Annotated in this window: 19 protein-coding genes; 9 read left to right on the plus strand and 10 right to left on the minus strand. The window is 57.9% G+C overall.

Features of this window, described 5'->3' with window-relative positions; all coding sequences use genetic code 11:
• Positions 1-129 precede the first annotated feature (129 nt).
• Complete coding sequence (locus AK829_RS01255) at positions 130-1,074, minus strand: TDT family transporter (RefSeq protein ID WP_083439703.1); 945 nt, start codon at positions 1,072-1,074, stop codon at positions 130-132.
• Between the two features lie 45 nt (positions 1,075-1,119).
• The gene (locus tag AK829_RS01260; RefSeq protein ID WP_083439704.1) at positions 1,120-2,052 is read right to left on the minus strand and encodes an SLAC1 family transporter; all 933 of its coding nucleotides are present in this window, start codon (positions 2,050-2,052) and stop codon (positions 1,120-1,122) included.
• A gap of 69 nt (positions 2,053-2,121) precedes the next feature.
• Between AK829_RS01260 and AK829_RS01265 the strand changes: the two genes are divergently transcribed.
• Positions 2,122-3,402 carry an MFS transporter gene (locus tag AK829_RS01265; RefSeq protein ID WP_083439705.1) on the plus strand — a complete coding sequence of 427 codons (1,281 nt, stop codon included), beginning with the start codon at positions 2,122-2,124 and terminating at the stop codon, positions 3,400-3,402.
• A 26-nt stretch (positions 3,403-3,428) separates the two neighbouring features.
• Here the strand turns inward: AK829_RS01265 and glnA are convergent, their stop codons facing one another.
• Entirely contained in the window at positions 3,429-4,865 is a 1,437-nt protein-coding gene (glnA, locus tag AK829_RS01270) for a type I glutamate--ammonia ligase (RefSeq protein WP_052203545.1), read from the minus strand.
• A gap of 70 nt (positions 4,866-4,935) precedes the next feature.
• On the opposite strand from glnA, the gene AK829_RS01275 reads away from it, so the two are divergent.
• Positions 4,936-5,358 carry an RDD family protein gene (locus AK829_RS01275; RefSeq protein ID WP_052203547.1) on the plus strand — a complete coding sequence of 141 codons (423 nt, stop codon included), beginning with the start codon at positions 4,936-4,938 and terminating at the stop codon, positions 5,356-5,358.
• A gap of 10 nt (positions 5,359-5,368) precedes the next feature.
• Here AK829_RS01275 and AK829_RS01280 read toward each other — a convergent pair whose 3' ends face one another.
• The 7 genes from AK829_RS01280 to AK829_RS01310 are packed head-to-tail and all read right to left on the minus strand — an operon-like array spanning position 5,369 to position 13,174.
• Positions 5,369-6,673: a threonine/serine exporter family protein gene (locus AK829_RS01280; protein WP_052203549.1), complete on the minus strand. Its 1,305-nt coding sequence runs from the start codon at positions 6,671-6,673 to the stop codon at positions 5,369-5,371.
• A 25-nt stretch (positions 6,674-6,698) separates the two neighbouring features.
• Positions 6,699-7,487: a DUF4191 domain-containing protein gene (locus AK829_RS01285; protein WP_052206312.1), complete on the minus strand. Its 789-nt coding sequence runs from the start codon at positions 7,485-7,487 to the stop codon at positions 6,699-6,701.
• A gap of 10 nt (positions 7,488-7,497) precedes the next feature.
• On the minus strand, positions 7,498-8,541 hold the full coding sequence (lipA, locus tag AK829_RS01290; RefSeq protein WP_052203551.1) for a lipoyl synthase: 1,044 nt from the start codon (positions 8,539-8,541) through the stop codon (positions 7,498-7,500).
• A gap of 22 nt (positions 8,542-8,563) precedes the next feature.
• The gene (lipB, locus tag AK829_RS01295; RefSeq protein WP_052203553.1) at positions 8,564-9,349 is read right to left on the minus strand and encodes a lipoyl(octanoyl) transferase LipB; all 786 of its coding nucleotides are present in this window, start codon (positions 9,347-9,349) and stop codon (positions 8,564-8,566) included.
• A 36-nt stretch (positions 9,350-9,385) separates the two neighbouring features.
• Entirely contained in the window at positions 9,386-10,738 is a 1,353-nt protein-coding gene (locus tag AK829_RS01300; RefSeq protein ID WP_052206313.1) for an aminotransferase class III-fold pyridoxal phosphate-dependent enzyme, read from the minus strand.
• 2 nt (positions 10,739-10,740) lie between these two features.
• Positions 10,741-11,625 (minus strand): glutamate ABC transporter substrate-binding protein, encoded by an 885-nt coding sequence (locus AK829_RS01305; RefSeq protein ID WP_052203555.1) that lies wholly within the window; start codon positions 11,623-11,625, stop codon positions 10,741-10,743.
• Between the two features lie 28 nt (positions 11,626-11,653).
• A complete protein-coding gene (locus AK829_RS01310; protein ID WP_052203556.1) occupies positions 11,654-13,174 on the minus strand; it encodes an alanine/glycine:cation symporter family protein in 1,521 nt (506 codons plus the stop codon).
• A 209-nt stretch (positions 13,175-13,383) separates the two neighbouring features.
• Here AK829_RS01310 and AK829_RS01315 point away from each other — a divergent pair, with 209 nt between their 5' ends.
• The 7 genes from AK829_RS01315 (at position 13,384) to AK829_RS01345 (ending at position 22,934) form a co-directional block, all read left to right on the plus strand.
• A complete protein-coding gene (locus tag AK829_RS01315; RefSeq protein WP_052203558.1) occupies positions 13,384-14,118 on the plus strand; it encodes a GntR family transcriptional regulator in 735 nt (244 codons plus the stop codon).
• A 129-nt stretch (positions 14,119-14,247) separates the two neighbouring features.
• Positions 14,248-15,435, plus strand: coding sequence for an NAD(P)/FAD-dependent oxidoreductase (locus tag AK829_RS01320; RefSeq protein ID WP_052203560.1), 1,188 nt, complete (start codon positions 14,248-14,250; stop codon positions 15,433-15,435).
• Positions 15,436-15,461: 26 nt separating this feature from the next.
• Positions 15,462-16,886, plus strand: coding sequence for a 2-oxoadipate dioxygenase/decarboxylase (gene hglS / locus AK829_RS01325; protein WP_083439706.1), 1,425 nt, complete (start codon positions 15,462-15,464; stop codon positions 16,884-16,886).
• 33 nt (positions 16,887-16,919) lie between these two features.
• Positions 16,920-18,449, plus strand: a complete 1,530-nt coding sequence (gene amaB, locus AK829_RS01330) for an L-piperidine-6-carboxylate dehydrogenase (protein ID WP_052203561.1) — start codon at positions 16,920-16,922, stop codon at positions 18,447-18,449.
• A gap of 47 nt (positions 18,450-18,496) precedes the next feature.
• On the plus strand, positions 18,497-19,099 hold the full coding sequence (locus AK829_RS01335) for a short chain dehydrogenase (RefSeq protein ID WP_052203562.1): 603 nt from the start codon (positions 18,497-18,499) through the stop codon (positions 19,097-19,099).
• Positions 19,100-19,122: 23 nt separating this feature from the next.
• Positions 19,123-22,008, plus strand: coding sequence for an FAD-binding and (Fe-S)-binding domain-containing protein (locus AK829_RS01340; protein WP_052203566.1), 2,886 nt, complete (start codon positions 19,123-19,125; stop codon positions 22,006-22,008).
• The gene (locus AK829_RS01345; protein WP_052203568.1) at positions 22,005-22,934 is read left to right on the plus strand and encodes an ornithine cyclodeaminase family protein; all 930 of its coding nucleotides are present in this window, start codon (positions 22,005-22,007) and stop codon (positions 22,932-22,934) included. The genes AK829_RS01340 and AK829_RS01345 overlap by 4 nt, the downstream gene beginning before the upstream one ends.
• Positions 22,935-22,937 lie beyond the last annotated feature (3 nt).

Below are 22,937 nucleotides of genomic sequence, written 5' to 3' on the forward strand. Positions count from 1 at the left end.
CATAACCCCAGCACAGCACCCCGGGCCCGGCCCATTCCAACCCCCGAAAAGCACACATTTTGTCACTTAAATCGACACGCCGAGAAAAGCACACATTTTGTCGCTTAACCCAACTTTTTGGGCAATGTATTACTCGGAGGGTGCGCTTGGGCGTCGTGAAGCAAGAGCCCATGTGAGAAATCTGCTGGAGCACAACGTCCAGTGCAGGATGAGGAGTGCCGGGATGCTCAGTGCAACCACGTCGAGCCAGTGCGAGCCGTTGACCTGGGCTACTTGGTGGCCGCCCATGCTGACCGTGCCAGTGGGGAAGGTGCACGACCACCAGGCAGGCGAGTAGTCCACCCAGCGCGCCACGTTGGGGTAGAACTGCACCATCGCCCAGATAGCCAAAGGGATGGACAGGCTCAGCGCTACATAGCCGTACCATATTGAGAACGTGCCTGGGTACATGATCTGGACCGCGGTAGTGGACTGGCCAACCACGCCGAGCGGTACCCAAGCGGTGGCGGAGTTGGCACCCGTAAGGTCCACACGCTTGTGCCATGCAGCCCAGTAGACGTAGGCAAACGTGGGCACCGCGGTAAGGATTGACATGAGGAACAGCACAGTGCCGACTAGGTGGTAGAACTGGCCGTAATCACGCGCCAACCAACCAGCTACAGACGCGGAAATCATCGGGCCAACAAGGGGGAGGCCCCAGGGAAACTGCGGTTTGCCCTCGAACCTCCTCAGCTGGATTGTGTAGGTGAGGATGGTCAGCGGCGCGCCGATCCAAAAGCCGATAAGGCGGTAGACGCCGTTGCCGGTAAGTCCCGAAAGTGCCGCACCCAAGGCGAGGATGCCGATGAAATACATCGACCACGCAGCCATGGTGGTTTGCCCGAACCGGGGAAAGTGGTAGCGAAGAAACCCTGCGGTAAGCACGATCAGGATGGCGCACGCGATCGCGGCGAAGCAGCCGGCGGCTACCATCATCTCTTCTTCAACCAGCAGGCGGGCAACGATAGATGTGCCCATGAGGCTGCCGCCCCAGGCGGGGCCGGGTGGGGGAAGTTCGCGGAACTTGTCAGTCACGCCAGTATGGTAATCCCTTTGGGGCGTGTGGGAAAACTTTGGGGGTTAGGTGGGTTGACGCGAGCTAATCGTCCAAGAAACGAAGCGCGCCGCGCAGATCACCCAGTGCGCAATGAGGAGTGCCGGGATGCTCAGTGCCACAACGTCGAGCCACTGCGAGCCGTTAAGGAGAGCAACCTGGTGGCTACCCATGCTGACCGTGCCTGTGGGAAACGTGCATGCCCACCACGCAGGGGAGTAGTCAACCCAGCGGGCCACATTCGGGTAAAAGACGATCATGGCGAAGAGTGCCAACGGGATAGCGATGATCAGTGCCACGTAGCCGTACCAAATGGAAAAGGCGCCGGGGTGCAGGAGCTGGATCGCGGTCGTTGACTGACCTGCTACGCCAAGTGGTACCCACGCGGTGGCAGACGTCGCCCCCTCAAGCGGCACTCGGCCGCGCCAGTACGACCAGTACACGTAGGTAAAGAGCGGCACGGCGGTGAAAATTGTCATGCAAAACAGCACCGTGCCGGTGACCTGGTAAAAGTGCCCGAAGTTACGGGATAGTGCACCCGCAGTGGAAGCAGAAACCATTGGCCCGACAAGGGGCAAGCCCCACGCGAACTGCGGAGGGCCGTGGAAGCCTCGCAGCTGCGTTAGATAAACCACCACGGCGAGTGGCGCGCCGATCCAGAAGCCGATCATCCGGAAAACAGGCTCGCCGCTGAGTCCCGAAAGGGCATCGCCCAACGCGAGGATGCCCATGGCGTACATGGCCCACGCCGCCAACGTCGTCCGTTGGAAGGCAGGGTTGCGGTACCGTACAAACCCCGCCGTAAGGACAACCAAGATGGCACAGGCGATCACGGCGAACATGCCCGCCAAAGGCAGCATGCCCACCTCAACCAACAAACGGGCAACGATAGACGTGCCCATCAAGCTGCCACCCCACGCCGGACCAGGCGGGGGAAGCTTGCCGTACCTCTCGGACATAACCGGTACCGTACTCGCTTTGTTTGGTTAAAGGTTGACGTTTTTGTGATCTGGGTGCCTAATGGTCGAATGGAGAACTCGTCCAAGCGATCTACTTCTCAGCGTCCTGCTTCTCGGTGCCGCAGCACAGCGGCGCTGCTGTCGGCACCGCTGTTGTTCGCTGCAGTTGTTGTGGTGGCCATCAATCTGCGCGCCGGTATTTCCTCGGTAGGCCCGGTGTTGGAGGAAACACTTGCCGCTTTCGGTGCAGGTGCTTCGCAGGCGGGTCTGATCACGGCAATGCCCGGATTCCTGTTCGCGCTGATGGGCCTAAGTGCGGTGCCAGTTGCAATGCGGCTTGGCCTCACCCGCACCATTGCGATCGGCGCCGCGTTCACGTTTATCGGGTTGGCAGTGCGGCCCTGGGTGGGCCAGATGGCGGTGTTCATCGTGCTCACCGGCTTCGTGGTTGCCGGCATCGCGGTGGCTAACGTGTTGCTGCCGGCGTGGATTAAGCAGCACGGTGGGCGCCACCTCGTGGCATTGATGACGGTGTACGGCGCCCTCCTCGGCCTCTCTGGCGCCGTGGGCCCCTTAAGTGCGCTCGCATTTTCTGGCAACGGTGCCTGGCAGTGGGCACTCGCCGTCTGGGCTGTGCCAGCGGCGCTGCAGGTAGTTGTGTGGATCGTGGTTGTAGCCAAGGTTGGCAGCGACGCACCCCAGCACAACACAAACACCGCCGAGCCCGACCAGGCCCTCGACGTTGCCCTGTGGCGCTCCCCAACAGCACGATTCCTCCTGCTGTTTTTCGGCCTGCAGTCCATGAACGCCTATATCCAAATGGGCTGGCTGCCGCAGATCTACCGCGACGCCGGCGCGTCAGCCACAACCGGCACGATCGCGTTGGCGCTTCTCGGCAGCCTGAATGTGATCGGCGGGCTGGTCATGCCAATGCTCATTGCCCGCGCCCGCACACTCACCCCGTTTGTGGTCACCTTCGCCGCAGCCACGGCAATAGGTTATTTGGGGCTTTTGCTTACGGACGCCCAACTGCCCTACCTCTGGGCGTTCCTCCTGGGCATCGGCGGATTTTGCTTCCCAACCGCTATCGCGCTGATCCCGGCTCGGAGCCGATCACACGTGGTCACGGCGAAACTGTCCGGGTTTGTGCAGCCGTACGGCTACCTCTTGGCAGGCGCAGGACCGATCCTGGTTGGCGCCGCCTACGACGCAACAGGGCAGTGGCGCGGCATCCTCATCGCACTCGTTGCCAGCGCCGTACTCATGGGCCTTGTAGGCATACGCGCGACGGCGGCCACCACTATCGATGATGAACTAGCGGCCGCCGCACGCACAAAGTTACGCACCTAGCGCGTACTAGGTGCGCATCGAGTGCTCTAGCAGTCGAAGTAGAGCTCGAACTCCAGCGGAGTCGGGCGCAGGCGCGCCGGGGCGATCTCATTGTCAACCTTCAAACGGATGTAGGTCTCAATGAGGTCTTCGGTAAACACGTCGCCCTCGGTGAGGAAGTCGTGGTCCGCCTCTAGCGCTGCCAGGGATGCCTCCAGCGAGGTCGGTGCCTGCGGGATGTCCTTGGCCTCCTCCGGCGGCAGCTCGTAGAGGTCCTTGTCCACCGGTGCGTGCGGCTCAATACGGTTCTTAATGCCGTCCAGGCCAGCGAGCATCATCGCTGCGAAACCGAAGTACGGGTTACCACTCGGGTCCGGGGCGCGGAACTCAATGCGCTTGGCCTTCGGGTTCGTGCCCGTGATCGGGATACGGATCGCCGCGGAGCGGTTGCGCTGGGAGTACACCAGGTTGATCGGCGCCTCAAAGCCCGGAACCAGGCGGTGATACGAGTTCAGCGTTGGGTTGGTAAACGCCAACACTGCACCGGCGTGCTCCAGGATGCCGCCGATGTACCAGCGCGCGATGTCGGAGAGGCCGCCGTAACCCGACTCGTCATAAAACAGCGGCTCCCCGTCCTTCCACAAAGACTGGTGGGCGTGCATGCCCGAGCCGTTGTCACCAGCCAGCGGCTTGGGCATAAACGTTGCCGTCTTGCCAAACTGCGTAGCGGTGTTCTTCACAATGTATTTGAAGTCCTGCAGGTCATCGGCCGCGTGCAGCAGCGTGTTGAAGCGGTAGTTGATCTCCTGCTGGCCACCGTTGCCCACCTCACGGTGGAAACGCTCGATGTTGAAGCCGCTCTTGGCCAGGTTGTGCACCATCGCGTCGCGCACTTCCACGGTCTTGTCATGCGGCGGGACAGGGAAGTAGCCGCCCTTCCAGCGGTTCTTGTAGCCCAGGTTCGGGCCGCCGTCTGGCTCAACCTCGTTGCCACGGTTCCACCAGCCCTCTTCAGCATCGATTTCGTAGAAGGCGCGGTTGCCCTCAACCTCATAGCGGATGTTGTCGAAGAGGTAGAACTCCGCCTCAGCGCCGAAGCTGCAGGTATCTGCAATGCCAGTGGACGCCAGGTACTCCTCTGCCTTCTTTGCCACGTTGCGCGGGTCGCGCGAGAACGCCTCGTGCGTGAATGGGTCATTGACAAAGAACTTCATGTTCAGCGTCTTCGACGCACGGAACAGGTCCAGGCGTGCTGTTGCCAGATCCGGCATCAGCGTCATGTCGGATTCTTCGATGGTGGTGAAACCACGGATGGAAGAGCCGTCGAATGCGAGGCCTTCCTCCATCACATCTTCATCAAACATGGAGGCGGGGATGGAGAAGTGGTGCTCGATTCCCGGAACATCGGTGAATCTAACATCGATGAACTCGACCTCTTCGTCGCGAATGAATTTTTGTACGTCTTCGATGTTTTCGAAGCCCACGGGTGTCTCCTTCGGATGTAAAACAGTGGTATCAATTTTAGACAAAACATGGCCCGCTAGTGTGTGAGACATGTATGAAGATGACGCGGTGCCCTCATATCCGGGTGAATTTTTGGGTATGCCGGAAAGCGGCTCTGGCTCACAAGCGTCCGTGATGCGGCGCATGGTGGCAGTGCTGATTGACTGGCTGATCTGCCTTGCCATTGCCAGCTTTGCGGTCACCCAGACCGATGCGCTTGGCGATAGGGCCACGCTGACCTACCTGCTGTGGATAGCCATGGGAATCCTGTGTGGCTGGCTGTTCGCCCGCACTCCAGGCATGATGCTGCTGGGCATGGGGGTAGCCCGTGTTGATGCGGAAGAGCGAGTGGGCTTCTGGCGGGCTGCGGTGCGCACCATCCTGACAGGGTTCATTTTGCCCGCAGCTCTTGTCGACGCTGACGGGCGCGGCATGCACGACCGCGCAACCAACACCACCGTAATCAGGCTCTAGTAAGCAGGCTCTAGGTGTTAATTGGGAGCGCCGTCCCGTCGAGATGCTTGGAGAAGTTGATCTGGCGCGAAAACGCCCAATCCGGGTCAGTGATTAGGCGGGCGATGATCAATCCGCCGGCGATAAACAGCACCGCCAGGGTGACGTCAGTAAGCGCATAGAGCGCCGCCGGTGTATCGCCGTTGGCAAAGTTCAACACCGCCCGATACATGGTGGGGCCCGGGATCATGACCACAGATGCCGGGATGGTCACCGTCACTCTCGGCACACGCCCTACCTGACCAGCCTGCGAGCCGGCAACGCCGATAAAGAGTGCGGCCATAAAAGCTGCGAGGAACCCCGGCACTTCAAAGGCAATCAGCCACAAACGGCCCACGTTGGCGATCAGGCCGGTGGTTGCGGCGAGGAGCGCCATGCGTCGTGAAGAATTGAACAACAGCGCGAAACAGCCAACCGCGACAAAGGAAGCAAGCGCACCGGAAGCCAGGTACTGCCAGCTGTGCGCGTTGATCACGCCATCGGCCGGAGGGATGTCAGCCAGCATGGCCACCACCGTCACCGTCAGCATGATCACCACGATGACCTCAAGGGCGAACAAGAATCGTGGAATACCCGCAGTGAAGTCAAAACGCGCAAGATCCACAAACGCCGTAAACAGCGGAAAGCCCGGAATGAGGAACAGCACCGCGGCAATAAAACCAGGAGCGTACGCGGCGGGCACACCCGAAACGTTTCCCAAAAACGTCGCCACAATCAAGTAAATAGAGCTGGAAACAAACGCCGCAACCGTAGTCACACCAAGCACGTTGAAGTTCTTGCGATGCAACCACACACGCACGCACTGCCCACACGCCGCAGCCACGAACACCAACAGCGCCGCAACCCACCCAAACTGGTTCAGCACCGCAAAGTCCGCACACGCAAGGCCCGCCGACATCGCCGCCACCGACAGGGTCCACCGCGGGGTAGGGATCTGCTCAATCTCATCCAACGCGGCGTTGATCTCATCTGCAGTGTGATAATCCTGCAGCATGTTGTGGGTGGTGGTCTCTAGTGCCTCAATGCGGCTGGAGTTAACTCCGGGCAGCGGCACATCCGCCACCACCGTCTGAAACTGATCCCCATGGTGGAACGTGCAACTAATCGTGTTGAACCCCACCAGGACATCCGCGCGGTCAAAGCCCATCGAGCGCGCCGCACGCTTGACCGAACGGATCACGCGGTAGCTTGCCGCGCCTGCAGAGAGCATTAAAACGCCGAGGCGCAACGCAGTGTTGGCCTCGGCGGCGAAAGTCATGCGGGAGTCAGTAGCCATGACGTCTCACAATTGAGCGGGCGTTTTAGCGGCCCTTGCGCTCCTGCATACGACGCATCTTGCGGTTCATGCCCGACATGTTCTGTGCCTGACGAGGCAGCGGTCCACCAGGCAGGCCCGGCATATTGCCGCCGCGGGTACGCGCATCCATGGCATCCAGCTTTGCAGCCAGACCGTACACGTCATTCTTCTGGTAGTTCTTCGGCAGCTTCAGCAGGTGCTTCTGCAGGTCACGCACACGCACCTGGCCCTCGCCCTCACCGGCGTACACCTCATAGATAGGCGCACCAGCCAGTAGGCGGTCCACGCGCTTGTGCTCCTTCGCCATCAGAGACTTCAGGCGATTCGGGTTACCTTCACCCACCAGGACCACGCCAGGGTTACCCACCACGCGGTGCACCGTGTCCATGTGGGTGTTTGCCTGCACGCCCGTCTTGGTCAGCCAGACAATGCCCATGGTGTTGCGCATGTTCTCCAGCGTCCAGCCGGCGGCACCAGGGGTGTCACCAACCTCGTCATACATCGAGGCCTCAAGGCGACGCGAGAACACGAACATGGCCAACACCACGCCAAGCAGCAGGCCCAGCACCAGCATGTACCACTGGCCGCTCCAAAGCAGGCCAAGGAGGAAGAACGCAAGTGCAACGCCAAACACGCACGCCAACATGATCGGGATCAGCATCTTATCCCGCTTGCGCTGGATGTTGAACGCCTGGATCAGCTGCCCACGCGTCTGCTTGCCTTTCGCGCGCTTCGCGGCGCGTGCCTCTTTCTTGGCTGCCTTAGCAGCAGCCTTCGAATCCTCTTTAGCCATGCGACTCATGTTAGCGGGTGGTCACCGGGTGATCTTTGCTCTCCCCGTACTTCGCCAGCAAGGTAGAGGCCTCTTGGGCAGTTTCACCTTGCGACGTCTCCGCCAAGTGCTTCAAATTCTCCGGCAGCTCAAGCCCACGGTGCTCCATGGCCTCCACGTAGAGCTTGCCCGCGCGGTAGGAGGAACGCACCAGGGGACCGGACATAACTGCGCCAAAGCCCATCTCGTACGCCGCATCGCGGTATTCGATGAACTCCTCAGGCTTCACCCAACGCTCAATCGGGTGGTACATCGGGCCCGGGCGCAGGTACTGGGTAATCGTGATGATGTCACAGCCAGCATCAACCAGGTCGTGCAGTGCCTCCATGACCTCTTCTTGCGTTTCACCCATACCCAGGATCAGGTTGGATTTGGTGATCAGACCAAAGTCACGAGCCTGGCGGATGACGTCTAAGGAACGCTCATAACGGAACGCCGGGCGGATGCGCTTGAAAATACGCGGCACCGTCTCCAAGTTGTGAGCAAACACCTCAGGACGAGCCTCAAACACTTCCTGCAGAAGTTCCGGCTTGCCGGAGAAATCCGGAGTCAGGTTTTCCACGCCGGTGTGCGGGTTGAGCTCATGAATCTTGCGCACAACCTCGGCGTAGAGCCAAGCGCCCTCATCCTCTAAGTCATCACGAGTCACGCCCGTAATCGTGGAGTAGTTCAGGTTCATCTCACGAACGGACTCGGCTACACGCAACGGCTCACCGCGGTCTAGCGGCTCCGGCTTTGCGGAGTTAATCTGGCAGAAATCACAACGACGCGAACAATTCGCGCCACCGATCAAGAACGTAGCCTCGCGGGATTCCCAACACTCATGAATGTTGGGGCAGCCAGCCTCCTGGCACACCGTGTGCAGCGAGGCGCCCTTGACCTTCTGCTTCATGTCCTCATACTCAGGACCGGTTTTTACCGCGTTACGGATCCAACGTGGCTTCGTCTCAATAGGGGTCTGCGCATTTCTTTTCTCAATGCGCAACATCTTTCGGCCTTCAGGTGCTACAGTCACGCCCCCAACCGTAGTAGATATGTCAAGAAGGGCGCTTTCGCAGACCTTTCGACGGGTCAGGAGCAGAACCAAACGAGTGGTCCGCCACGATAAGGTCGCCGGCGAGGGCGCGCGTCAACGCGTCGATAAGCAAAGGCTCCATTGAATCTGGGGTGATGTCACGGCCAAGCTCAAGGCTCATCGTGGTCACATCCGCGTCATCGATGCCGCAGGCCACGATGTGGTTGTAGTGCTCAAGCGTGTTGTCACAATTCAGGCTCAGCCCGTGCATGGTCACCCCACGCGTGATGCGGATGCCAAGTGCGGCGACCTTGCGGTCCCGCTTGGGAGCCGCCGGGTCTGCCGCCTCTGTCGTTGCAGGCACCCACACGCCGGAACGGCCATCAATACGCCCAGCCGTGGTCACACCGGCCTTGCGAACGGCCTCAATGATCGCCTCTTCGAGCCTGCGCACGTAATCAACCACATCCACCGGCTCCGCAAGCTTGACAATGGGGTAGACAACCAGCTGGCCCTCTCCATGCCATGTAATGCGCCCGCCGCGATCCACGGTGACCACCGGAACCGGATACGACGGATCCGGCATATCCTCCGGCTGCGTACGCTTCCCGGCCGTAAACGTTGACGGATGCTCAAGCACCAAAAACGTATCCGGCACCTCATCCGCAGCACGCTTCGCAGCCAAATCAGCTTGCAGCGCCCACGTTTCGCGATAATCCACCACACCTAACCTGCGCACCTCAATCGGCGCACTGGAGGCGCGGATGGACTTATCAGCCGGGAAAAACGGGTCGCGGGGAGCAGTCATGGATGAAAGTGTAATCCGATCGGCTTCAGGGCAGGCCTAGGATGCGGCAGGAGCGTGGCTTCTGATGTGGTGGGCAAGCACCCGAAGGCCGTCGCGGAAAAGCTCTTCACCAATGACTAATGGAGGGAGCAAGCGAATGACGCTTCCGTCTTGGCCACACGTCAACACGAAGACCCCATCCGCCTTGCAGGCCGTCGCGATCGCCTTAGTCACAGCGCCGTCTGGATTGCCTTCCTTATCGACGAACTCCAGCGCCCGCATCGCACCACGGCCACGCAACTCAGCCACATGGGGCAAGTCGCACAATGGGCCGAGAATCTCCTCTATCACCTCACCCATTTCAACCGCACGGTCAGCTAGCTGGAGCCGCTCAAGCTCATCCATGGATGCCAGCGCTGCTTCACAAGCGACTGGGTTGCCCGCGTACGTACCGCCGATGGAGCCGGCTGGGGGAGCGTCCATAATCGTGGCACGACCGGTGAGAGCAGAAATTGGCAGACCACCGCCCATCGCCTTCGCCGTTGTAATGAGATCAGGCATAACTCCCTGGTGCTCGCAGGCGTACCAGCGGCCAGTACGACACATTCCTGACTGGATCTCGTCGAAGACTAAAACGATGCCTTCCTTGTCGCACCAATCACGCAGCGCTTGCAAGAATCCCTCTGCAGGCTCGATGAATCCACCTTCGCCTTGGATAGGTTCGATCACCACCGCTGCAATGTCATCCGCACCAAGAGACCTATATATTGCATCGATGACACGCTTCGCAGCGTCAGGTCCGCTTTGGCCATCACGCAGCGGGTATGAACCCGCAAAGCGATACACGTCAGGCGCGAGAATGCCGAAGCCCTTCTTATACGGGACGTACTTCGAGGTCATGGTGACCGTGAGATGGGTGCGACCATGAAACGCGTTGTCAAAGACAATGACGCGGTTTCGCCCGGTGTAATAGCGAGCGACTTTCACAGCGTTCTCAATCGCCTCAGCACCAGTAGAGAACAATGCTGTGCGCTTTTCAAAGTCTCCTGGCGTCAGCTGGTTTAGCCGTTCGCATACTGCAACATAGGGTTCGTACGGAGAACCCAGAAAACAAGTATGCGTGTAACGGCGCAGTTGTTTCGAAGCACGTTCAGCTACTGCTTCATTGGAGGCGCCGACGCCGGCGACGCCCATGCCTGCAGCGAAGTCGATGATGGAATTTCCATCTACGTCTTTTAGGATGCCGCCGTCTGCATCAGCGATCCATCCCTGGAGATTCGGCTGCAAAGCCGCCATGCATGCTTCAGCTCGACGTTCAGATAGCTCTCGGCTCTTTGGCCCCGGCAGCTCGGTGACAAGGTTCCGGCGTTGCTCGATGCGGAACGTGAGGTCTGAATCAAGGTTGCGCATCATTATTTCTCCAGGAAGCTCAAGTCGCCAGGGGTAGCTTGATAAACGCCCTCTACACCGTCCAAGTTTTCTTGGACGAACTTGTCAAAGGATCCGTCGTCATACATGGCTTGCAAAGCGGCGTTGATTGCAGACGTGCTGTCCTCATCACCCTTTTTCAGCCCGATACCGTAGTACTCCTCAGCGAAAGGAGCACCGTCTTTTTCTAACGGAATGACCTTGAATGTGCCAGGCGACTGAGCTGCGTAGCCACCGATAATCGTGGCGTCAGTGGTAATCGCGTCGATATTGCCCTGACGGAGTGCTTCGATGCACGAGGAGTTCGTGTCATACTCCTGAAGCTGAACACCCGGCATTTGGTCCTTGACACGTTGCGCAGGTGCAGAACCTGCAGTGGAACAGAGGATCTTACCGTCGAGATCCTCAAGTCCCTTGATATCCGAATTGGACTCCTGCACAAGCAGTGCCTGGTGGGTGAGCAGGTACGGCCCGCCAAAGTTGACCGACTCTGTGCGCGACTTGTTGATGGAATACGTCGCGGTCATCATGTCGACTTCTGCGTTCTGGATCAATGTTTCGCGCTGGGCTGCTGGGCCTTCTCTCCAGGAGATTGTTGGCTCATCCCAGCCGTTTGCCTGAGCAATGTGGTTGACAACGTAGGTCGAGATATCCACTTCCAAACCAGACATTGAGCCGTCCGGTTGACGCAACCCAAGCCCTGGCTGATCAAATTTCACGCCAAGGGTGACATTTCCTTCCTCAATATGCTGAAGCAACGGGCTACCGCTATCTGTAGCTGATGTGCCATCGCTACTCCCACAGGCGCTCAGGCCCAGGGCAAGACTCGCGGCGGCGATGGAACAAGCAATACGTGAGAACTTGGACATTTTGAACCCTTTCTTCCTTAAACGGGGATTAGTACAGGCGACTCTTCGGGTCTTTGGGCATCATGCCGGCCTGCTCAGCTTCAGGGAGTGGAGTGATCTCACCGGCAGCGAGAGCGCGTCGGTACCCTGTGATCTCCCGCTTGAGCGGCTTCGCCAGAAGGTAGATACCAAGAATGTTCGGAATAGCGACCAAGAAGAACGTGGAATCTGAGAAGCGGGTCACGGTCTCAAGGCTCACCGCGGCGCCAACAACGATCATGATCAGGTAGACGATCTTGTAGCCGATCTCAGCAACCTTGTTGTTCTTGAACAGGTAGCCAAAGGTCTTCTCACCGTAGTAGGCGTAGGACAGCACGGTGGAGAATGCGAAGAGCACCACACAGATGGAGAGAATGATGGGGAACCAGTTGCCAACGGTTGCGAACGCGTTGGTGGTGAGCGTTACTCCATCCTGGCCCTCGTTGAGGTGCTCACCGGTGACAACAATGGCAAGAGCCGTCATCGTACAAATCACGACGGAATCGAGGAACGGCTCCCAAGCAGCGAGGATGCCTTCCTGGGTCGGCTTGTTGTTCTTGGTTGCAGAGTGGGCCAATGCTGCAGTACCGACGCCAGCTACGTTGGAAAACAGTGCACGCTGGACACCGACGATGACGACGCCGAGCATGCCGCCGGCGATTCCTTGAGGGTTAAACGCGCCAGTAACAATGAGCTGGATCGCGTGAGGGATTTCGCTGATGTTGACCAAAATGACAGCGCTCACCGCGACTGCGTAAATGAGCGCCATCACTGGGACGAGTCGGGAAGTCCAACGAGCGATCGACTGGATGCCGCCGATGATGACCAATGCGGCTGGAATGAGAAGGAAGATGCCGATTAGCCAGGCGCGGCCTGCGAAGAAGGATTCATCGCCACCAGTGATTTCAGTGAGGTGCTGTGCCACCTGGTTAGCCTGGAAGATGTTTCCCGCGCCCATCACCGCAACAGCCATTCCTGCTGCGTAAAACGCACCGAGGAATTTGCCTAAACCTGGTTTGCCTTCCTTTTCCAAGCCGTCCCTGAGGACGTACATCGGGCCGCCAGAGACCGTACCGTCATCATTAACTCGGCGGTACATGGCTCCGAGTGTGGCTTCGGCGAACTTGAGGGCCATGCCGAGAGCACCGGCGATCATGATCCAGAGTGCAGCACCCGGACCGCCCACCGTGATGGCTACGGCGACACCGGCGATGTTGCCTAGACCCGTGGTACCGGCAAGTTCTGTTGAAGTGGCCTGAAAACTGGAAATCTGGCCCGGGTCGGACTTGCGAGCGAACTTGCCTTTGAGGATGTCGATGGTGTGGGGCAAGTCGCGGAGGGGGCGAATCCGGAAGTAGAAGTTGCAGAAGATCGCTCCCACAACCAGCCAAATGATGACGATTGGCACGTTCGTCCCGAACATCGGAATCGCGAAAAACACGATTTTTTCTAGTACGTCGACGATTGGGCCAAAGACGCCTGAAATCGCTTCATCAATACCTTGAGCTTGAATGTGCACTGTTGGCTGCATCGGAGTGTCCTTCCTGTAGGGAGCCGTTACATCAGCCTGGAATTGTGGCGTGCAGCACAGTATAGGATGTGGGTTATCGATAAGTGGGCGGATTTGGTGAAAAATTTGGTGAGGACGAATTTTCAACGTGGGTTTTTGGCGGTACGATCCTAGAAAAGTGCTGCTAGGAATGGTGGCACGGGCCGCTTTTTGATAGAGGACGGAACAGGATGTTGGAAGAAGTGCGCGGGGACGAATTGTTCCACATTGATCGCAGCACCCTGAAGGATTCGGTGCAGGCGATGCTTCGGGAGCTGTTGCTCAAGGGAACCTTCTCGCCAGGGGATATTCTCTCGGCAAATGCCCTTGCTAAACAGCTTCGTCTTTCGAATTCCCCTGTACGTGAAGCGATGCTGGCTTTGGTTGAGCGCGGCTTGCTGGAAGTGGAGCGGGGTAGAGGATTTCGCCTGGTTGAACTGTCTGAGCATGACATTCAAGAGGTGTATGAAATGCGCCGCCTGGTAGAGGTTGAGGCGGTGCGCAAGGCGGCGCAGATGCATCTGGATGACGGTCAAAAGGATGCGCTCTGGGGGCTCGCGCGGCGTACTGATGAGCTTGGAAACGTCAGCTCAGATGAGCAGCTGTTCCAATATTTGGAAGCGGATCAGCGGTTTCACATGTACATCGCTTCTCTCTCCGGCAACTCGCGTTTGGAAGCGGCTGTAGATAAGTTTCGGGATCAATCAAGGGTCAATGGTTACTACCTGCATTTATCCCGATGTGCTCTCCGTGGGACGGCGGATGAACACCTGCGTATTGCGGATGCGATTGTCTCCCGCGACGTGCAGCGTGCGGTGGAGCTCATGATTGATCACCTTGAATATGCTCGCAACGTTGCGGGCCGTACGGAGGTGCCTCCGAGCTGGTATTCCGGGACGAAACCCGTGGTAGACGAGCTTTCGTAGAATTTTTTCCGAAACGGTTGCGGGCTGATAGTGACGCGGGTTACAGTCTGTTTGTCGGTTATCGATAACCGATAGATGTTTGGTGGTGATGCTAAGCGTCTTAAGTCTTTCGAACGCGGAGGATGAAGCATGGGTGTGAAAACTGACCTGCGTTCCACGTATCAGCACCTCCAGCCAACGAGTGCTGACGTGGTCATCATCGGTGGCGGCATCATGGGTGTCAGCACTGCTTTTCACCTGGCGTCCAGGGGAGTGAAAAACATTGTTCTCCTTGAGCGTCACCGGCTAGGTAGAGGTTCGTCCGCAAAGCCGATGGGCGGAGTGCGCGCGAACTTTTCGGATCCCAACAACGTGATGCTCGGCCAGCGCTCGCTGGAATCGTTCCGTACTTTTTACGAGGATTTCGGTACGAACATTGAGCTCACTCAAGTTGGTTATCTATTCCTTGCAAGAACAGAACAAGAAGTAGCCGATTTGGAACTAGCTACAAAAGTTCAGAATGAACTTGGGGTTCGCTCAAGGATGGTGGATCCGAAGGAGCTTGTGCAGATCAACCCCTTCGTTGATGAACAAGCTGTCCTGGCCGGTTCGTTTTCTCCGGATGACGGTTTTGCTTGCCCTGCAGCTGCCGTGAACGGATATGCACGCGCATGCATCCAGCTGGGAGTAACCATTCTGGATATGACAGAGGTTTTGAATATTGAGACCGGGCCAGATGGCGTGCGCTCAGTAGAAACAAACCTTGGTGTTATTTCCACTGACAAGGTTGTATGCGCTGCCGGTGCCTGGAGTGCAGCGATTGGTGAAATGGCTGGCCATGTACTGCCTGTGGAGCCGGTGCGCCGAATGATCGGTATCACGCCTCAACAGCCCTTGAAGCACCCTTCGGTGCCGTTCACCTTGGATCTTGGCACGAAGATGTACTGGCACAACTACTACAACGGCCTGCTTGTAGGCATCTCGCATGACACCGTCCCAGGGTTTGACCGGGACTTCACCTTTGAGTGGCTCGATGAGTTCAACGCTGCTGCATCTGTTGTCGCACCGTCCTTGATGAACCCACGGCTTGATGAGGGATGGGCTGGCCTGTACGAAAACACGCCGGACCGCAACGCCATCATCGGTGCTTCTTCTAAGGTCCCCGGCTTCTACTACATCACAGGCTTTTCTGGCCATGGATTCCTGCAAGGACCAGCTGCCGGCGAATTCATGGCAGACATCATTCAAGGAAAAGAATCTTTCCTGCCGGCAGATGCTTTCTCGGTTGATCGCTTCGGTGATGAAGACCGTGAGCTTGTCGAAACAAACATCATCTAGACCGCACTACGCAGAGAGTAGAAAACATGTCTTTCGTTGAAACTTTTGAACTGCGGGCTCGCTTTGCCAAAGCTCTGTCCGGAATGTACGGCGAAGAGGTGCCCGCGTACAACACGCTGGTGGAAGTCTCGGAGGAAGTAAACCGCGACTTTATGGAGAAGATGGGCTCCGAGGCTGAGCGCCTCGGCACCTTGGGCCGCGTAACAGCAGAGCGGCATGGAGCTATTCGAGTGGGCTCTGCTACTGAAATGCGCCAAGTGGCGCGCCTCTTCAGGGGTTTTGGAATGCATCCGGTGGGCTTTTATGACCTGCGTGATGCAGCGAAATCATCTGTTCCTGTCGTCTCAACAGCATTCCGCCCGGTAGATAGGGAGGAGTTGGCTAAGAATCCATTTCGAGTATTTACTTCCATGCTCACCACGAATGATCCGCGCTTCTTTAGCGCTGAGCTCCAGCAGCGGTTGGAAGAGTTCATTGGTTCGCGAAATATTTTCAACGAAGAGCTGCTCGAACTGGCTGATAAAGCAGCTGAACAGCGCGGACTAGAGGCTGAAAATGCTGACCGCTTCGTTGAGCTAGCTACCGCGGCATTCAAGCTGAATGATGAACCAATCGATGATGAGTGGTACCGCATGCTGGAGAAAATCTCTGCAGTCGCTGCCGACATTGGCGGCGTGCGCTACACCCACATCAACCACCTCACTCCCCGCGTCCTTGATATTGATGCCCTCTACGAACGCATGGAGGCGCGTGGAATCACCATGATTGATGAGATCCAAGGGCCTCCGGCTTGGGACGGTCCGGATGTACTCCTGCGCCAAACCTCCTTCCGTGCATTGGACGAAGAACGAGTGTTCAGGTTTGCCGACGGCACAGTAGGACCTGGCTCCCTGCGAGTGCGATTTGGTGAAGTTGAGCAGCGCGGAATCGCGCTGACCCCGCAAGGTCGAGAGCTCTACGACGAGATGGTGGCTGAAACCGATGCCCGTCTCCAAGCAAATGGCGGAGTACGGACCGAAGTTGCACGTGGCGTCTGGCAGGAGCGTCTTCCAGATTCTGAAGAGGAACTGCGCAAGTGTGGCCTTGCCTACTTCACCTACGAACTGACCACCAGTGCTTCGGAATCTGGCAGCGTTCAAAACCTGGAAGACCGCGAGTACTCCGTTGATGAACTCATTGAGGCAGGCATCGTGGAGGCAACTCCAATTGTGTACGAGGACTTCCTCCCACGTTCTGCCGCTGGGATCTTCCAGTCAAATCTGAAAGATGACGGTACGCGAGACAACGAGCAGGAAGGCACTGACTACGACATCCGTGCTCTTTCCGAAATCGTCGGAGAGGACATTCAAGAACCCTACTTCTACTACAGCGTTCAAGAGCGAGAGTCGCTTCAGGCGCTAGCGGAAGCGATTGGCCGGCCAGTGGCAACAACAGCGGCCGTACAGCAGTAAACCCACACGTCACCTAAAAGAGAGGAAAGAACTATGTCCACCGCAACCAACACCGACTTGAAGCAGATTGCCCTTGACGCCCTGGCAGCCTGTGGCGCTGATATCAATGCGCATAAGGCTGGTGGCAAGGAGCTGACCACCCGTACGCCATTGACTGGTGAATCAGTGCTGACCATTGGCAGCGATACCCGAGAGTCTGCAGAAGAAAAGGTAGGGAAGGCTCACGCAGCGTTTACCGCATGGCGCGAGATTCCCGCACCGAAGCGTGGAGACGTGGTGCGTCGCTGGGGTGAACTGCTGGTGGAGCACAAGCGCGACCTGGCGGTGCTGGTGCAGCTTGAGGCCGGCAAGTCAATGTCTGAGGCAGAGGGCGAAGTCCAGGAGATGATTGACATTTGTCAGTTTGCCGTGGGCCAGTCGCGGATGCTCTACGGCAAGACCATGCCCTCTGAGCGTCCCGGCCACCGCCTTATGGAGACGTGGCACCCGATTGGTGTTGTGGGCGTAATCTCCGCCTTCAACTTCCCGGTTGCCGTGTACTCGTGGAATACCGCACTGGCGTTGGTCTGCGGTGACACCGTTGTATGGAAGCCGTCTGAGCTGTGCCTGCTCTCTGCTATTGCTACTGATGCACTTCTGCGCCGTGCCATCGATGAGCTGGGATACGACAGCAACATCGTGCAGCTCATTGTGGGCGATCGAACTGTCGGCTCGGTGCTGGTTGAGGATCCCCGCGTTCCGCTCGTCTCCGCGACTGGCTCCACCCGAATGGGCCGTGAGGTTGGCCCTCAAGTTGCGCAACGATTCGGTCGCAGCTTGTTGGAGCTGGGAGGCAACAACGCCGGCATTGCAACTCCGAGTGCGGATATTGACCTCGCCTTGCGCGGCATCGTCTTCGCTGCAGCAGGCACCGCAGGTCAGCGTTGCACCACCATGCGTCGTCTCATCGTTCATGAGGACATTTCAGATGACTTGGTGGGGAAGATTGTTGAAGCGTACAAGACGCTCACCATCGGTGATCCCCGTGATGAGAGCGTCCTGGTCGGCCCACTGATCAACAAGGCATCGTTTGATGGGATGCAGGACGCATTGAAGCGAGCCAAGGAACAAGGCGGCGAGATCCTTGTCGGCGGCAACCGGGTTGATGTTGGGCACGAAGATGCCTACTACGTCGAACCGGCTGTTGTGCGCATGCCAGGACAGACGGAAGTAGTGATGGACGAGACCTTCGCGCCCATTCTTTACGTCATGACGTACTCCACCTTCGAAGAGGCAATTGAGCTTCACAATGGCGTACCGCAGGGCCTGTCCTCCGCTATCTTCACGCAGGACCAGGCCGAAGCAGAGAAATTCCTCTCGGCTTCTGGTTCAGACTGCGGCATTGCCAACGTCAACATCGGTACGTCCGGTGCGGAAATCGGCGGCGCGTTCGGTGGTGAAAAGGAGACCGGCGGCGGACGTGAATCCGGCTCGGATTCCTGGAAGGTATACATGCGCCGCGCAACAAATACCGTGAATTACTCCGGTGAGCTCCCGCTGGCGCAAGGCGTGAAGTTCCTCTAAGCACTGGAAATAAACACAGGAAGATTGATCGAAAACGGAGGTTCAAAATGAGAGTTGTCGTTGTAGGCGCCTCAGGCACCGTAGGCCAAGCTGTTGCACATGCGTTTCGTCAGCAGGGCGACGAGGTCATAGAAGCCTCGCGGCGCTCCGAACCTCCGTTGGACATCACAGATCCAGCGTCAATTGACGCATTCTTCGATCACGCTGGCGCAGTAGACGCCATCGTTTCCGCCACTGGGTCAACGCCGTTCGTCTCAGTTAATGAGGCAACCGCGGAAGAATTCCAGAAGGGGTTGAGCAACAAGCTCCTCGGGCAAATTAACCTCGTCTTGTATGGCAAGAAGTACCTGAATGACGGCGGATCTGTCACGCTGTCGGCGGGAATTCTCAACCACCACCCTGTGGGAGGATCCGTAATCTCTTCGACCGTCAACGGAGGGCTTGAAGCCTTTGCGCATGCAGCCGCGCTGGAACTGGAACGCGGACTCCGGGTGAACGTAGTCAGCGCCTCTGTAATCGCCGAAGCACTGGACAGCTATGGGGAGTATTTCGTTGGATTCGAGCCGATTCCCGCAGCGCGTGCCGCGTCCTATTTTGTCCGCTCCGCCCACGGCATCGAAAACGGCGAAACGTTTCTCGTTTTTAGTTAGTGCGAGACGAAGGAGCTAGAGCAATGAGTGGTAGCGCGTTTAATCGGCTGGAGCCTTCGGTCTATTCGCGGATTGCGCGTACAGGGCTCAGGCGCGACATGATGACCCGAGCTGCCTACAGTTCGGACGCATCGATCTTCCGTCGTGTCCCAGCCGCCGTTCTAGAGCCGAAGTCGGCCGACGATGTCAGGGACGGTCTGCAGATTGCTGAAGAGTATGGTTGGCCTGTCATCGGTCGCGGCGGAGGGACCTCGGTCGCCGGCAACGCAATCGGTGACGGCCTAGTCATTGACACGTCGAGGTACTTCAACAACGTCATTAGCGTTGATCCAGACGCGAAGACTGCCGTGGTTCAACCCGGCGTGGTGTGCGACCACCTGAAAGAGGAAGCTGCGAAATACGGGCTCACGTATGGACCGGACCCTTCCACTCATTCGCGTTGCACCGTTGGTGGCATGGTGGCGAACAACGCCTGCGGCTCGCATTCCGTGGCATGGGGAACCTCAGCAGAAAACTTGGAGTCAATCCGACTCATGCTTTGGGGAGGTCGCGAGGTCGATTTCTTTCAAGGCGGTTGCTCAGACCCGCAGGTTGAAGCGAAGTTGCGTCGGTTTGTCGCTAAGAATGAGGCGCTGATTCGCGCAGAGCTGGGGCGCTTCCCGCGCCAGGTTTCCGGATACGGTTTGCACTACCTTCTTCCTGAACATGGGTTTGACTGCGCCCGCGCTGTTGCAGGTTCCGAAGGAACCTTGGGTATTATCACGCAGCTCACCGTGAACTTGGTGGAAGTACCGAAAACAAAGGTTCTGGCAGTGCTGGCCTTTGACACGGTCTTTGATGCTGCACACGCTGCCGCTAACCTCCGACTTCCTGGAGTGACAACCATCGAAGGAATGGGCGGCGACCTGCTTGCAGCCCTCCAATCCAAGGTTGGCCAAGGAGACGCGGGCAGCAACCTGCCTGGGCGCCGTAACGGTGAACCAGCCGGTGGGTGGTTGTACTGCGAGGTTGTTGGGGATACTGAGCAAGAGGCACTGGATCGCGCAGAGGCAGTAAGTAGGGCAGTGCCCACACGTGACTTCATCGTTGTATCCGATCCCGGAGAGATGCGGGACTTGTGGTGGATCCGGGAGGCATCAGCCGGCTTGGTTACTCGTTTGCCCGATGGCGGCGAGGCTTGGCCGAATTGGGAAGACTCCGCAGTGCCACCAGAGAACCTTGCAGATTACCTGCGGGACCTCTACGAACTGATGGCAAAGCATGAGCTTCGAGGCATCCCGTTTGGCCACTTCGGCGAAGGCTGTATCCACGTACGCATTTCCTTCGATTTTGGTAGCGAATCGGGCTTGGCTGTGTTCCACACATTCATGGAGGAAGCGGCTGCCCTGGTGAGCCGGTACGGTGGGTCGCTTTCCGGCGAGCACGGAGACGGCAGGGCTCGTTCCCGTCTGCTCGGACACATGTACAGCCTTGAAATGCTTGAGCTGTTCGCGCAGTTCAAAGCAATTTTTGATCCCGATGGCAACTTCAACCCAGGCGTACTTGTCGCACCAGATTCCTACATGGATGGACTGCGTATGGGGAAAGAGCAGCGGACGCACGAGTTTCTGCCGATCACGCAGTTGCCGCAGGACAAGGGCTCGTTGGTCAACGCAGTAAACAGATGCGTTGGAGTATCAGCCTGTCGCTCTGATGCAGGCGCTATGTGCCCGTCGTTCCAGATCACCGGTGATGAGGTTCATTCAACCCGCGGGCGTGCGCGATTGCTTTCTGAGATGTTTCGTGGAGAGTCCATTGAGGGCGGCGCACGCAATGCTGCGGAGGTCGAAGAAGCGCTTGATCTCTGCCTTAGCTGTAAAGCCTGCGTGAGTGAGTGCCCGGTCAACGTTGACATGGCAACGTATAAGTCGGAGTTTCTCAATGAACGGTATCGAGGCAGGCTCCGTCCGATGGCCCACTACACCATGGGTTGGCTGCCATTGTTCGGCGCGATTGCTCACAAGATTCCAGGGCTTCCCAAGCTTATCGACGCCACAATGCGCAACTCCCTTACCGCGTCTTTGCTAGCCAAGGCCGGCGGTTTGGAAACTTCGCGGCCGCTTATTCGCTTTAGCCACACCTCCTTGCGTAAGTGGAACAAAAAGCGGGTTGCGCCAATGAACGTCAGGGAACGCGTGGTGTTGTGGCCAGATTCCTTCAACGAAAACCTGGATTCGCGCCCTGCTCAAGCTGCCATTGAAGTTCTTGAACTGTTGGGCTTTGACGTCCTCATCCCGGACGGGTTTGTCTGCTGTGGTTTGACGTGGCACTCAACAGGACAGCTGTCCATGTCGAAACGCGTGCTGCAACATACGGCGAAAGTGATGAAGCCATACCTTGATCAGGGGCTGCCGGTCATTGGCATCGAGCCGTCGTGTACCACCATGCTTCGGACGGACGCGCCGCATTTGCTCGATGATCCTGACATCGCTCGTTTGGCACGCGCAACTGTCTCTTTCGGAGAGTTTGTCGCCCCGAAGCTTCAGGCAATTCCAGAGTTGAGCGAGGTCGTCACAGAGCAGTCGATTTCAGCACTGACGCAGGTGCATTGCCATGAGCGTGCCCTGGGAGATGCTTCCGCGAGTGCAGCGTTACTGGAAGCCCTAGGAGTTCAAGAAGAACGGATCCAAACCGGGTGCTGCGGTTTGGCTGGCAACTGGGGCTTTGAGAAGGGACATGGTGCGATGTCCATGGCACTGGGGGAGCGAGAGCTCTTCCCTAAAGCCCGAGAGGCCGCCAAGGAAGGTGGCATTGTTATTGCAGACGGTTTTTCCTGCAGGACCCATGTTCAGCAGGGAACCGGAGTCCAAGCCATGCACACGGCAGAAATCGTCGCTGAGATTCTTCGGAGGAAGGGAGCAACGTCATGAGTTCAATTGCATACATCAGTGGGGAGGAGCTCTTCCGCCGCGTGCGGCCAGCCCAAGCGGTAAACGCCTTGATCGATGCGCTCAACGCTGGATTCGATCCGGCTACGGACCTTCCACGCACGCGTTACGACGTTTCCGGCGGGCAACTGTTGCTGATGCCATCGACCGTCCCAGAGTACTTCGGCATCAAGGTGCTGTCCCTTGCTGATGACTCAGCGGCGAGGGGCATTCCCTTGATTCAAGGTGCCTACCTGCTTTTCGACGCCGCGTCGATGGCTCCCGTAGCAACCATCGATGGCGCAGCAATGACCGCATTGCGCACACCAGCTGTGTCCATTGCAGGTGTACGTCACCTTCTGGTGAAGTCTGCAGAGCCCTTGTCAGCGGTGATTTTCGGCACGGGGCTGCAAGCGCGCCACCACGAGGCCACATTACGAGACGTCTTAGACGGAATTCGCGAGGTAGATGTGACATACATCGGTCGTTCGTGTCCCGATGATGCCTCGCTGCACTGGTTTGAAAGCGGCAGCGGAGAGGCGGCGGCTGCCGTGAAATCTGCGGATCTTGTGATTACGGCAACGAGTGCAACGGAACCAATCGTTCAAGCCTCAGATTTGCGTGAGGACGCCATTGTGGTTGCTATGGGCGCGCATACTCCAGACACCCGTGAGCTAGCAGGCGACGTATTCGCAGGTGCCACGGTCATTGTTGAAGACGTGGATGTGGCAATGCGTGAAGCTGGGGATGTCGTGCAGGCAATTGCAGAAGGGCACATTGAAAAATCGGCGCTGGTCAGCCTTCAAGAGGCTGTAACAACCAGCACCGATTACACACAGGCACCCGGGCGAGTGGTGTTCAAAACCACCGGAATGCCTTGGGAAGATGTTGTGGTAGCGGCGGCGGCAATAAACTCCGCCGCCGAATAACAA

This window comes from Corynebacterium riegelii, assembly GCF_001263755.1.
Lineage (GTDB): Bacteria > Actinomycetota > Actinomycetes > Mycobacteriales > Mycobacteriaceae > Corynebacterium > Corynebacterium riegelii.